This window comes from Streptacidiphilus anmyonensis (genome assembly GCF_000787855.1).
Taxonomy (GTDB): Bacteria; Actinomycetota; Actinomycetes; order Streptomycetales; family Streptomycetaceae; genus Streptacidiphilus; species Streptacidiphilus anmyonensis.
Window position 1 is genome coordinate 2657 of record NZ_BBPQ01000031.1, and the last position, 12301, is coordinate 14957.

11 protein-coding genes are annotated in these 12301 nt (G+C 72.9%); 5 read left to right on the forward strand and 6 right to left on the reverse strand.

Annotated elements, in window-relative coordinates:
* Positions 1-76 precede the first annotated feature (76 nt).
* Entirely contained in the window at positions 77-448 is a 372-nt protein-coding gene (locus TR50_RS24030) for a DoxX family protein (protein ID WP_042425593.1), read from the forward strand.
* Positions 449-499: 51 nt separating this feature from the next.
* Here TR50_RS24030 and TR50_RS24035 read toward each other — a convergent pair whose 3' ends face one another.
* The gene (locus tag TR50_RS24035; RefSeq protein ID WP_236654569.1) at positions 500-1141 is read right to left on the reverse strand and encodes a DUF4230 domain-containing protein; all 642 of its coding nucleotides are present in this window, start codon (positions 1139-1141) and stop codon (positions 500-502) included.
* Between the two features lie 132 nt (positions 1142-1273).
* Positions 1274-1492 carry a helix-turn-helix domain-containing protein gene (locus tag TR50_RS24040; protein WP_042425596.1) on the reverse strand — a complete coding sequence of 73 codons (219 nt, stop codon included), beginning with the start codon at positions 1490-1492 and terminating at the stop codon, positions 1274-1276.
* Between the two features lie 320 nt (positions 1493-1812).
* Between TR50_RS24040 and TR50_RS24045 the strand changes: the two genes are divergently transcribed.
* Positions 1813-2646 carry a PIG-L family deacetylase gene (locus TR50_RS24045; RefSeq protein ID WP_042425599.1) on the forward strand — a complete coding sequence of 278 codons (834 nt, stop codon included), beginning with the start codon at positions 1813-1815 and terminating at the stop codon, positions 2644-2646.
* A 207-nt stretch (positions 2647-2853) separates the two neighbouring features.
* A complete protein-coding gene (locus TR50_RS24050; RefSeq protein ID WP_152648594.1) occupies positions 2854-3153 on the forward strand; it encodes a hypothetical protein in 300 nt (99 codons plus the stop codon).
* A gap of 133 nt (positions 3154-3286) precedes the next feature.
* Here the strand turns inward: TR50_RS24050 and TR50_RS49810 are convergent, their stop codons facing one another.
* The 4 genes from TR50_RS49810 to TR50_RS24075 form a co-directional block, all read right to left on the reverse strand.
* Positions 3287-4405 carry a 3D domain-containing protein gene (locus TR50_RS49810; RefSeq protein ID WP_052441283.1) on the reverse strand — a complete coding sequence of 373 codons (1119 nt, stop codon included), beginning with the start codon at positions 4403-4405 and terminating at the stop codon, positions 3287-3289.
* 245 nt (positions 4406-4650) lie between these two features.
* A complete protein-coding gene (locus TR50_RS24060) occupies positions 4651-8220 on the reverse strand; it encodes a GH92 family glycosyl hydrolase (protein ID WP_160311170.1) in 3570 nt (1189 codons plus the stop codon).
* A gap of 673 nt (positions 8221-8893) precedes the next feature.
* Complete coding sequence (locus tag TR50_RS42905) at positions 8894-9403, reverse strand: DUF3592 domain-containing protein (protein ID WP_052441285.1); 510 nt, start codon at positions 9401-9403, stop codon at positions 8894-8896.
* 112 nt (positions 9404-9515) lie between these two features.
* Complete coding sequence (locus TR50_RS24075) at positions 9516-10418, reverse strand: helix-turn-helix transcriptional regulator (protein WP_042425611.1); 903 nt, start codon at positions 10416-10418, stop codon at positions 9516-9518.
* 74 nt (positions 10419-10492) lie between these two features.
* Between TR50_RS24075 and TR50_RS24080 the strand changes: the two genes are divergently transcribed.
* Together TR50_RS24080 and TR50_RS24085 are read left to right on the forward strand one after the other, a co-directional pair.
* Entirely contained in the window at positions 10493-11242 is a 750-nt protein-coding gene (locus tag TR50_RS24080) for a class I SAM-dependent methyltransferase (protein WP_042425615.1), read from the forward strand.
* A gap of 113 nt (positions 11243-11355) precedes the next feature.
* The gene (locus TR50_RS24085) at positions 11356-12183 is read left to right on the forward strand and encodes an alpha/beta fold hydrolase (protein WP_160311171.1); all 828 of its coding nucleotides are present in this window, start codon (positions 11356-11358) and stop codon (positions 12181-12183) included.
* Positions 12184-12301: the final 118 nt, after the last annotated feature.

Genomic DNA, 12301 nt, shown 5'->3' on the forward strand with positions numbered 1-12301 from the left:
GGGCGCGTCCGGACGGTAGCTTTGCTACCCGCCAGTAGATGTCTGGTCCGATCCGGTCCGACCCATGAGGTGCCCCATGAGCGAGAGCACGTCCGCCCCGCCCGCAGCCGCCCTGGCGGGGCTGCTCGCCGTCGCCGGGGTGGCGCACTTCGTCGCGCCCAAGCCGTTCGACGCGATGGTGCCCCGGATGCTCCCGGGGCGGCCGCGCACCTGGACCTACCTGAGCGGCGCCGCCGAACTCACCGTCGCAGCCGCACTGGCCCACCCCCGCACCCGCAGGACCGGCGGCCGCCTGGCCGCCGGCCTCTTCCTCGCGGTGCTCCCGGCCAACGTGCAGATGGCGCTCGACTGGCACGACCGCTCCCCCGTGCTCCGCGCCGCCGCGTGGTGCCGGGTGCCACTCCAGGCTCCACTGGTGGTGCGCTCGCTCCGGATCGCCCGAGGCTAGCGGTTCAACGCTGAACGCAGCCGGCTCCGGACGCCACGGGTCGCAGGTCGGTCACTGGTAGGTCACCGTGACGCGGGTGAAGCCGAGTGACTTCAGGAGGCCTTGGAGCATCACGGTCGTGTTCTGCTGGGCCCGCGTCGTCAGCCCGCTGGCCGCCGCGGCGGATTGGATGTGGTTGACCGCCAGGACGTTGAGCGCCTGCTGGTCGCTCGGGTTGCCCGAGAAGAACTGGCCGATGCGGTCGAACAGGCCGCGCTGCTGGGCGAAGATGTAGGAGTGCTTGGCGTCCAGGGCCGCCCCGGCCAGTTGTGCGTGGGGCAGCGCGATGGACGCGGAGAGGCGGTCCGAGGAGACCGTCACCTTCGCGTGCGACAGGTCGACGTAGGAGTCCACGCTGCCGGCCGCCACGTAGAGCGTCCGGCTGCCGACCAGCGCGGACGGCATGAACGTCGCCTCCTTGTCCAGGTCGACCACGACCTGGAAGTTGCCCGCCGCGCCCTCGAAGCGGCTCATGTCCTGCACGGACTGGAGCACGGCGGGCCCGCTGCGGTCCACCGCCTGCTCCCCGAAGGGATTGGGCAGGCCCGGCAGCCAGTGGAAACGGCCCGCGGCCAGGAACAGCGCGGCGATCACGGCGATGGTGATCGGGATGCTGAGGTACCACGGCACCCGGCGCCGGTTCTTCACGTCCACGCCACCCTCCTCCGGGCAAGCACCGGGACAGGGCACTGCGACCACCCCACCCCCGACGCGCTTCTACCCTGTCTCGGGCCGTTCAGTGACGCCGCGCCAGACACGCGTTGGTCACGACTCGGTCCGCGCGCCTCAGCAGGCCAGCATCTTCTGGACGGCCTGGCGGGTCACCCCGAGCTCACGCGCGATGTCGGACTGCGACACCCCCTGGTCGAGGAGGCTCTGCATCAAGGTGCGCCGTTCCGCGGCGAACTGTCGGGCCAGGCGTGTGTGGTGGATGGCCTGCTCGCGCGCCTCCTTGATCTGCTCAATGGTCGACTCGTACCGGGAAAGATCCCTCTTCTCTGCCATGCCTCCCACGATGACAACCCCTGGTTGTCGCTGTCAACCCCTGGTTGTCACGGGTCACGGCGTTGCGGACCGCGGTCCGCGGCCCGCGGCGGGCGGCGGGCGGCGGGCGGCGGGACAGCCGGTCCGGTCGATGGTGTTGCACCTGGGAAGGGGCCAGCTGAGCGCGCCGGGCGGGGTGGAGATCGACAGGCCGACCGCCGGGGCGCGATCCTGGGCCCTCGGGTCTGCTGCACGCCCGGTCGCCGCCCGATGCCGCGGCCACCGCCCGGGGACGCGCCGCAGGCTCGGACCACGCACGTATCGCACCGGAGGACTGCTTGATGAACGACCGGCCGTTGACGCTGATGGCGGTGCACGCCCACCCCGACGACGAGGCCACCGGAACCGGAGGCGTCCTCGCGCGCTACGCGCAGGAGGGCGCCCGCACGGTACTCGTCACGTGTACCGACGGCGCCTGCGGCGACGGACCGGGGGGCGTGAAGCCGGGTGAGCCCGGGCACGACCCGCAGGCCGTGGCCGCCATGCGGCGGCAGGAACTCAAGGCGAGCTGCGAGGTCCTGAAGGTCACTCATCTGGAGATGCTGGACTACGCCGACTCCGGGATGATGGGCTGGGAGGCCAACGACGCCCCCGGCTCCTTCTGGCGGACGCCCGTGGAGGAGGGCGCGGCGCGCCTCGCCGAGCTGCTGCGGCGCTACGAGCCCGATGTCGTGGTGACCTACGACGAGAACGGGTTCTACGGCCACCCCGACCACATCCAGGCCAACCGCATCACGATGGCGGCGCTGGCGATGACGGGGATGACGCCGAAGGTGTACTGGACGACGGCCCCGCGCTCGATGATGCAGCGCTTCGGGGAGGTCATGCGCGAGTTCGGCGCGGACTGGGACGAGCCGGAGGGGGACGGGTCCGCCGAGATGCCGGAGATCGGGCTCCCCGACGAGGAGATCACCACCTGGGTCGACACCAGGGAGTTCGGCGGCGAGAAGTTCGACGCGCTGGCTGCGCACGCCAGCCAGGGCGAGAACATCTTCTTCCTGCGGATGGGCAAGGAGAAGTTCACGGAGCTGATGGGCGTCGAGACCTTCGTCCGGGTCCAGGACACCACCGGCGCGCCCGTCCCCGAGAACGACCTCTTCGCCGGGCTGCGCTGACCGGCACTCCTTCCTCCCCGCGGTTGCCGGGGAGGCGGTCGGCCGATTGCGTCCGACGGCAACCCCGGCAACCGATGTGCGTTCCGCTACGCTCTGGGCCCTTGGACCGAGCGAGCAGGAGTTCTGGGGATGAGGGGGACGGGAATGGCCCGACTTCGTGGGCAGGGTGCGGCAAGACCGTCGCGGCGGGGGGCAGGGCTCCTCGCGGTGGCTGCCGTCGTGGTGGGGGCAGCCGCCGGATGCGGGCCGAACACGGACGCCTACGCCGAGTTGCAGGACGCGATGAAGTCCCACATCACGAACACGGACCACCGGCCGGTCGCCTCGGTGGCCTGCACGCCCCACGTCCACGACACCATGCGCGGCGACACGGCCCACCTGCGCTGCTTGGTGGTCTTCAAGGACGGCACGTCCTACACCGCCAACGCCGAGATCCAGAACCAGAACTCGGGCGGCCGGCACAACATGCCCGACCTCTACAGCTGGGACAGCCCGCCCCAGAAGTGAGCCTGGCGCCCTTCCGGCCACCGGCCCGGGTTCCGGGATCCACACCTGCCGTCACGCCTCGGGCCCGCCGAGCGAGGCCGGCGGGCCCGAGGCGCTTGCGTGGGAAGGAACGGCTTCGCCGCTCCCGGTCAGCTCACGTGGTGCAGGGGCCGTTCGCGGTCCAGACCGCCCAGGAGGTGGGCGCGCCGGGGACGGCGTCGGTCGAGACGTAGGTGGCGGTGTAGTTCTCGCCGCCGTAGGAGACCACGGCGCCCTTGGTGTACGTGGTGGACGCGCTCCACACCGCCGCGCAGGTCCCTGCGCCCGTCGGGGAGGGGGTGGGGCTGGCCGACGGCGACGAGGACGCACTGGCACTCGGGGTCGGCGTTGGCATTGGCGTCGGGCTTGTCGAAGGTGTGGGCGAGGCGGTCGGCGTGGGTCCGCCGGCGTAGGGGTCGGCGATGACGGTGACCGTCCTGCTCTGCACGCCCCAGTTGTTCGCCTGGTCGCCGGGCAGCCAGACGTCGACGGTGTCGTTCTGGATCCAGGTGCCGAGGTCCGCGGCGTAACAGGTCCCGTATCCCGGCACGGTGAAGTACGTGCCCCACGGGATCACCCGCGGGTCGGTCGCGCAGACGCCGAGTTGGGCGTTGTAGCCGGAGGCGTCCTGGCCGGTGTTGTCGTACGAGGTGACGGTCATGGAGATCTGCGTCCCCGCAGGGACACTGCCCGCGCCCGGGGCGATCGTGCCGTCCGCGCCGAGCCAGTAGGGGGCGGAGAGTCGGCCGAGCGAGGCGTCGGAGTTGCTGGTGTCGTACATCGCCACGACGTCGTAGTACGCGCCCTGGCAGGGCGAGGTGTCGGTGACGGTCAGCGGGCCGGTCTGGCCCCAGTAGCTGATGTAGCCGATGTCGACGCCGTCACGCCACACCTTGTAGGCCACGGCGTTCGGGACCGGGGCGACGGTGATGGTGACCTGTCCGTTCTGGAGCGCACCGGTGATCGCGGGCGCGGCGGGGCGCGCGGAGAAGTCGACGGCCGGGGAGGTCTGCAGCGGCGGCACCCACGGGGTGGTGCTGCGGGCCGGGGGCGTGATCCCGGCTGCCCAGAACGGACAGGCGGGCAGCGAGCTCACAGCTGCGGCCGAGCGGGCGGCGGCGTCGACGTTGGCCGAGGCGGGGGAACCGAGGGACAGCAGGCAGACCGCGAGGACGGCCAGGGCCGCGGCTGTCGAGGCGAACCATAACCGTGCGCGTGTGGGGATGGGAGGCATGGCAGTGCACCTTCCTGACGGGGTGTGGGGGAACCCGCGGAGCCCCGAGGCGGCGACATGGCATGTACACCTGCGGGGCGCTGTCGCTCAGTGAACCCGAACTCGAAAGAGGCAGTCAAGGGGTCTAGACCAATATCGTCTAGACCAATCCACCCCGGATCGCGCCCACGGTTCACGCCCACGGCCCCGTCGGCGTGATGCCGACGGGGCCGTGGGGAACGTCGCGCGAATGCGCGACGGGGCCGTCAGCCGACGACCGTCACGCCGTCGGGGACGCTGCCCACCGTGACCGGGAGCCCCGGGGTGCCGGAGGCGACCGCCACGGGCACGACCTGGTCGGTGCCGGAGTCCACGACCCAGGCCGTGGACCCGTCGCCGCTGAACCCGACCGCGTACGCGCCGGCGCCGGTCGGGATGAAGGCTCCTGCCGTGTCGGTCGCGAGCGCGATCGGCGTGATGCCGCCGGCCCCCGAGTCCGCGACGTACGCCGTGGTGCCGTCCGGGGAGACGGCCACGCCCTGCGGCCCGGCACCGGTGGCGATCGTCGCGGTCACGGTGTCCGAGGCGGCGCTGATGACCGACACCGAGGAGCCGCCGCCGTTGGTGACGAACACGCGGCTGCTGTCGGGCGTGACCGCGACGCCGAACGGGGCCGCGCCGACCGCGATGGTGTGGGCGACCGAACGCGTCGCCAGGTCGACGTCGCTGACGGTGCCGCTGCCCTGGTTCGCGACCCACAGCTGCTTGCCGTCGGGGCTGACGGCGAGCCGCTCCGCCTGGCTGCCCACCGCGATCGGCGCGCCCGCCGTGAGCGTCGCGACGTCGATCGGCTGGACCGTTCCGTCGCCGTAGTCGCTCACCCACACCGTCCTCCCGTCCGGGGTCGCGGCGAGGTCGGCGGCGACGTTCCCGACGGGGACGGTTTCCACGACCGCGTTGGTCGTGGTGTCGATCACGGTGACGTTGTTGCTGTTGTTGTTCGCGACGAACAGCCTGCCGCCGGCCACCGCCATGCCGTCCGGTCCGCTGCCCACGGGGATGGGCGGTCCGGCGTTGTGGGTGCGGGTGTCCACCGGGGTGACCGTGTTGTCGCTGTAGTTCGTCACGTAGGCGGTCGGGATCGTCTGGCCGGGCTGCGCGATGGTGGTCAGCAGCGAGGATCCCGGGATGACCGCTCCGTTCGACGCGTGCGCGGTGAAGGCCACCTGGTAGTAGCCGGTGGCGGTGCCCCCGGCGGCGGCGACCGCGACGGTGGTGCGGGCGGTGCCTCCGGCCGGGACGGTGAGCGTGCCGTCGGCCGGGCTGACGGCCAGTCCGGCCGGGGCGGCGGCGTGCCAGGAGACGGTCGCCGGGCGGGTGCCGCGCGTGTTGTCGGCCGTGACCGCGACGCTCGCGCCGCCCCCGGGGGCGAAGCGCACCTGGCCGGGCGTCAGGTCGAGGGCGGCGCTGGTGCTCGGCGGGAAGTGGACCGGGCCCGCGCCGAACGACGGCGGGGCGTCGGCGGCGTCCGCGCCCCAGCCCGTGTTCGGCGTGGTGGCGAGGGTGTAGTCGAGCCGGTGTGTCCGGGTCAGGTCGATCCAGGTGCGGCCGGTGGCCCGTCCGTCGACGTGCAGGGCCTTCACGTAGGCGTCGCCCGCGCCCCGGGCGTCGATCGTCAGGTTGCCGTACGCGCCGTGGACCGTGGCGCTCGGGAACTCCGGCGCGCCCAGCACCATCATCGGCACGCCCGGGGTCTGCGGGTACAGCCCGAGCGCGGCCCACACGTACCACGAGCTCATCGCGCCGAGGTCGTCGTTGCCGGGCTCGCCGCCAGGGGTGAGGGAGTAGAGCTGACTCATCACGCGGTGGACGACGGACTGCGTCTTCCACGGCTCGCCGATGCTGTCGTAGGCCCACGGCGTGTCGAGCGCGATCTCGTTGCCCTGCCACTGGTAGGGCGCGTCGGGGCCGGCGTTGAGCTGGGTGAAGTAGGTGTCCAGCCGCTCGGCCGTCGCCTTCTTGCCGCCGATGCCCTGGACCAGGCCCGCGAGGTTCTGCGGCACCATCCACGTGTACTGGGCGGCGTTGCCCTCCTGGAATCCGCTCTGCCCGAATCCCGAGACGCTCACGGGCGGCCCGGAGGGGAAGGCCCCGGCGGCGTCGCGCGGCTCGACGTAGCCGTTCGCGGTGTCGAAGACGTTCGCCCAGTTCTGCGAGCGCCGCGCGAAAACCGCGGCGTCCGAACCCTTGCCGAGGCTCTTCGCGAGCCGCGAGATCGAGAAGTCGTCGAGGGCGTACTCGAGCGTCTCGGAGGCGCCGTTGGGCACCGGGCTGATCGAGTCGGAGCCGGTGTTCGGCACGTACCCGTCCTTGATGTACGCCGCGCCGTTGGGGCGCTCGACGTACCAGCCCTGTCCGGGTGCGCCGGTGTCGCCGTCGGCTCCCTTCACCATGTCGGCGAGGGCGGCTGAGGCGTCGAAGCCCCGCGCGCCGAAGGCGTAGGTGTCGGCGAGGACGGGATCGGCGGAGTCGCCGTTCATCGCGCCGGTGTAGCCGTTGGCCGAGGGCCACTTGGGCAGGGAGCCGCCCTGGGCGGCGTCGTTGAGCAGCGAGGTCGCCATGTCGGCGGCCACCGCCGGGTCGATGGTGGCCAGCAGCGGGGTCTGCGAGCGGTAGATGTCCCACCCGGAGTAGTTGGCGTACTGCGCGTGCCCGGCCCGTACCGTGTGGACCTTGTCGTCGAAGCCGACGTACCGGCCGTCGGCGTCGCTGAACAGGCTGGGCTCCAGCGAGGCGTGGTACAGGGCCGTGTAGAAGGTCGCCTGCGCGGTGGGGCTGCCGCCGGCGACGGAGACGGTGCGCAGCTGCCTGTTCCACGCGGCCGTCGCCGCCGACGCGACGGCGCCGACGTCGTAGGTGTGCGCCTCGGCGTTCAGGTTGTCCAGCGCGCCCTGGACGCTGACGTACGAGACGGCGACCTGCATGCCGACGCGCGCGTTCCTGGTGGTGTCGAAGGTGAGCCAGCCGCCGGCGACGACGCCGGAGCCCTGGGAGGCGGCCGGGGCGGCGTTCTTCGCGCTCGGGTAGCTCTTCGACCGCGGGTTCTGCCGGCCCTGCTCGCTGACGCTCGTGCTGCCCGCCCGCGTCGCGACGTGCGCGGCGCTGGACCCGCCCCAGGTGCCGGAGGCGGTGAAGGGTTGGTCGAAGCGGGCGGCGAAGTGCACCGTGTAGCTGTTCGGCTGGCCGCAGAAGTGGCCGCTGGTCACCGAGCCGGTGATCTCACGGTCGCCGACGGCCTGGAAGTCGGCGGCGGAGCTGCCGTTGGCGCTGTCCGCGACCTTCACCAGCAGCCGGGCCTGCCGGGAGGACGGGTAGGTGAACTGCGCGACGCCGGTGCGCGCGGTCACGGCCAGCTGGGTGCGCACGCCTGCGGCGGTCACCGTGTAGGAACCGGGGTGCGCGGTCTGCGACGTGCGGGCGAACGGTGCGGTGGCCGAGTCGGGGTCGGTCGGCAGCGCGCCGGTCATCGGCAGGATGGGGAAGTCCCCCGCGATCGGGCAGCCGGGGCCGGACAGGTGGGTGAGGCTGAACCCGGTGATCTTGGAGTCGTTGATGTCGTAGCCGCCGCCGTCCGGCCGCGACGGGGTGTCAGGACTCCACTGGACCATGCCGAACGGCAGGTCCGCGCCGGGGAAGGTGTCGACCTGGCCGACGACCGCTCCCCCGCTCCCGGTGCCGACCAGCGGATCGACCAGCGCGGCCGGGTCGGCGACGGGAGCGGGAGCGGCCGGGGGCGACGCTGCGGCCTGCGCGGCGGCGGTTGGGGTGAGTGCCACGACCAGGGCACCGGCCACCGCCACGGCCAGCCACCCGGCCCGGGATTGACGGGATAAGGACATCGACATCGTTGTCAACTTTGACACTGCCGCAGTGACTCACGTTGCGCCGGACAGCGTCAAGGCTTAGGGCTGTATCTGACGCGATGTCATGGAGCCGTCAGTCGCGGCCTCCCATGGCAACGTTGTCGCCCCGTCAGCCGCCCGACGGTCATCGCGGCGATGCTCGCGGCGGCGACGATGCCGGCCGACAGGGTTCTGCGCAGGCGCATGAGGGTCTCCAAGATCGCGACGGTCGTCGCCGACGTCGCACGTTCTCTCCGGGGGCGCTGCGGGTCGGGTTCCGCGGACAGTCTTGAGCGGCGCGGATCAGACAGCCCTGGCGAGGGCGTGGAGTCGACTCCGGGGGTCTGGCTCCAGGATCCGCACGGATTGCCGCCCGCAGCGCCGCGCTCATCCTTCAGCGCGCCGACCCGACGGGACAACCGCCGTCGGCCGCTCGAGCGTTTCAAGACCGTCTCAGCGCGCTGACCTGCGAATTGGGACGGAGCCTTGAGACCACTGAGACCACTGAGACCGCCTGGTCGGCCGAGGCGCTCCTCCCTCGGCCGACCAGGAACCCGGTCGACCAGGAACCGCGGAGCCTACGACAGCCTCCGGGCCGAGACCGGGGTCACGACCCGAGACCGCCGAACCCGAAACCGGCGATGCCGAAGCCGATCGCGGCGAAGAGGAGCCCGATGAGCACGAAGACGCCCAGGAACACGAGCGACACCAACGGCGCGGCGATCGAGCGGCCGGACATGGCGTCCGCGGCGACTCCGCGCTCCGGCGTCCCGGGCAGGTAGCGCACCGTCACATGGTCTCCCACCACCCGCGGCCGCCCGGAGGCGTCGTCGATGCGGTGCTCCACTCCGTCGGGGGTCCGGAAGCCGATGATCGCGCGCCGCACGGTTCGGACGGACTCGCGGCCGTGGACCGCGAGGTAGGTGTCCAGGACCACGCCCTCGGCCACCAGCCCGCTGTCGAGGTTCCGCCGGACCGCCACCCATCGCCGCATGATCGCCACGCCCGAGCCGGCGCCGATCACCGCGAAGAGCAGACCGACCAGCCCGAAGACCGTACCGAACGCGCCAACGCCCCCCGAAACGAGCACGTCGCCCGCCCCCTTCTCCTGAAGCATGCACCGCCCGACCCTCCTGGCCGGACGTCCGCATCGGAGGATGCCACAATCACCCGCGCGGTTCCGTCAAGGGGGTCCCTCCCGGCGGTCGCATCCGGGCGGTCCGGCGGTCTCAGCCGCGGGCGGCGGCGCGGAAGGCGCGGGGGGTGGTGCCGTGGCCCGCGCGGAAGACGCGGGCGAAGTAGCCCGCGTCCTGCAGGCCGACGCGGCGGGCGATCTGGGCCACCGGCAGGTCGGTCCCGGACAGCAGGCCGCGAGCCTCGACCATGCGCCGCTCGGTGATCCAGTCCACGACGGTGCGTCCGGTGCGTTTGCGCACCACCGTGGTCAGGTGGCCAGGGGTCAGCCCGAGGCTGTCGGCGACGTCGCGCAGGGAGAGCGGTCCGGCGAAGCGCCGCTCGATCACGTCGAACACCTCCGCCAGCAGCGGTTCGTTGCTCCGGCGCAGGTCGCCCACCACGTCGGTGGCCAGCCGTGCGACGTCGACGAGGAGGAGCGTCAGGTGCGCGAGGACGGCCTGACGGTAGCCGTCCGCGCGGTCGGTCAGCTCGGTCTCGATCGCGGCGATCGTCGCCGACCACACCGGCTGCCGCGCGGGCGGCACCCTCAGGCGCAGCAGCCCGCCCGGGATGCGGTGCAGGAACGGCAGCAGCAGCGGGTGCGCCTGCCAGGCGGACCACGGCGCCTGTTCGTCGCCGCCGAGCGCGGCGGGATCGAAGAAGACCCCGGTGCCCCCGCCGAACGCGGCGACGGACGACGGGTCGATCACCGCGCCCGGGGCCACCACGAACGCGTCGCCTGCGGCCAGCGGCCCGAGCGGGCCGGTCGGCTCCCCGGTCCCGGCGCGCTCGACGTACATGAGCACCGGGAAGTCGTGGATGTGGCGCCGCCCCTGTCCGGGATGGCGGCCCGGATCGAACCGCAGGACCGAGACCGGCGGCGTCGCCGCGTCCGACCGGTACCGGTAGACGGGCACGCCGGCGCGGAAGCGCACCGGACTCGCGATGTCAGGCATGGAGTCGAAGATAGTCCTAGTTCTGCCGACAATCGAACAACTTCGCAGGAGAGCCCGGGCCCACCATGGGAGGCATGGCGAAGAATCATCCCACCAAGGTTTCCGCACAGCCCCACGACTACCTGCCCGCCGCCGGGCGGGACGCCTTCCTGCCGTTCTACGACCGGTTCACCGCGCTGCTGGGCGCGGGAGAACTGCACCGCACCCTCATCGCGCAGGCGGGCCTCGCCGACGGACAGCGCGTGCTGGAGATCGGCTGCGGCACCGGCAACCTGACCCTGCGCGCCAAGCGCGCCCACCCCGGCGTGGACGTGGTCGGCTCCGACCCGGATCCGCTCGCGCTGGCCGCCGCCGAGCGCAAGGCCCGCAGGCTCGCCGGCGTCCGCTTCGAGCGCGGCTACGCCCAGCGTCTGCCGTACCCCGACGCCGGCTTCGACCGGGTGCTGTCGGCGCTGATGCTCCATCATCTCGACGACGAGGCCAAGACCGAAGCCGCCGCCGAGGTGCGGCGGGTGCTGCGCCCCGGGGGCAGCCTGCACGTCGTGGACTTCCACGGGCGCCCGCTCGGGGGCGGGCACGGGCTGCACGGGCGTCTGGCCGGTCGCCTGATGACGTCGGGCCACTTCACCGACCACGCCCACCACACCGGCGAAGCCGGGGGCGAGCAGGACGAGCGGAACGTGCGGGACGAGCGGGACGCGGGCTCCGGCGACGGCATCCTGCGGCTGCTCGACGCGGCCGGACTCGACTCCGTCCTGGTCGACACCCGCCGCCACCGGTTCCTCGGGCAGGTCAGCTACTACCGGGCCGTCCGCCCGGCCTGACCGGCCCGACCTCCCTGCCCGATCTTTCGTGCCCGACCCCGGTGTACGGGCCGGACCCGCGATGGGAGGTAGCGTCGCTCCGGAAACGATCGGGAGTGCCCGAGGAGGCCGCGGTGGACGAACGGTGGACGAGGTCGGGGGTGCGGCTGCGCCGGGTGGCCGCGAGCGACGGCCCCTGGAACTGGCTGTTCGTCCCTGGCGGTCCCGGGCTCGGGTCCGAGTCGCTGGCCGGGCTGGCGGAGGTGTGCGCGGCCCCGGGGACCAGCTGGCTCGTCGACCTGCCCGGGGACGGCTCGAACCGTGGCCACGCCGCCGTCCCGCCGCGCCCCTACGAGCACTGGCCGCACGTGCTCGCCGAGGCCCTCGACGGCTTGGACCGCTGCGTCCTGGTCGGCCACTCGACCGGCGGCATGTTCGCCCTGTTCGTCCCGGCGCTCGAACAGCGCCTGGCGGCACTGGTGCTGGTCAGCAGCGCGCCGGACGCGGGCTGGCGTCACGCCTTCGAGGAGTGGGCTGGAGCGCATCCCGTCCCCGGGCTGGAGGACGCCGCGCGACGGTACGCCGCCGCGCCCGGCGACGGGACGCTGCGGGACCTCACCCTGGCCGCCGCGCCGTGGAACTTCACCGCCGCCGGCCTGACGCGCGGCCGGGCGCTGCTGGCCGCACTCCCCTACTGCCACGACGCCGTCGCCTGGGCGGACGCGCACTTCGACGCGGAGTACCGCGCGGCGTGGCGGCCGCGCGACCTCCCCACCCTCATCGTCAGCGGAGCCGAGGACCGCGTCGTGGACCAGCGCGTGTGGGAACGGGCCGACGGCTTCGCTGGGCCCCACGTCCTGCGGCGCACCGTCGATCGGGCCGGCCACTTTCCGTGGATCGAGAACCCCGGCGCGGTGCGGGACGCCGTGGCCGCCCTGACCGTCCGGCTCGACCCGGGGTGACGCCCGGACATTCACGGCGCACCGACATCGGCCGCCGTCGACGGCGCCAGAACCCGGCCGAGGTTCCCGCCGAGGTTCCGGCCGCCCGCCTCGCCGGCCTCTGCCCGCCCCGCCCGCC

Excerpts from the sequence above, each read along its gene's own strand:
- TR50_RS42905 (WP_052441285.1), bottom strand. The coding sequence starts at position 9,403 with ATGCTTCAGGAGAAGGGGGCGGGCGACGTGCTCGTTTCGGGGGGCGTT.
- TR50_RS24080 (WP_042425615.1), top strand. The coding sequence starts at position 10,493 with ATGGCGAAGAATCATCCCACCAAGGTTTCCGCACAGCCCCACGACTAC.
- TR50_RS24045 (WP_042425599.1), top strand. The coding sequence starts at position 1,813 with ATGAACGACCGGCCGTTGACGCTGATGGCGGTGCACGCCCACCCCGAC.
- TR50_RS24075 (WP_042425611.1), bottom strand. The coding sequence starts at position 10,418 with ATGCCTGACATCGCGAGTCCGGTGCGCTTCCGCGCCGGCGTGCCCGTC.
- TR50_RS24030 (WP_042425593.1), top strand. The coding sequence starts at position 77 with ATGAGCGAGAGCACGTCCGCCCCGCCCGCAGCCGCCCTGGCGGGGCTG.
- TR50_RS49810 (WP_052441283.1), bottom strand. The coding sequence starts at position 4,405 with ATGCCTCCCATCCCCACACGCGCACGGTTATGGTTCGCCTCGACAGCC.
- TR50_RS24040 (WP_042425596.1), bottom strand. The coding sequence starts at position 1,492 with ATGGCAGAGAAGAGGGATCTTTCCCGGTACGAGTCGACCATTGAGCAG.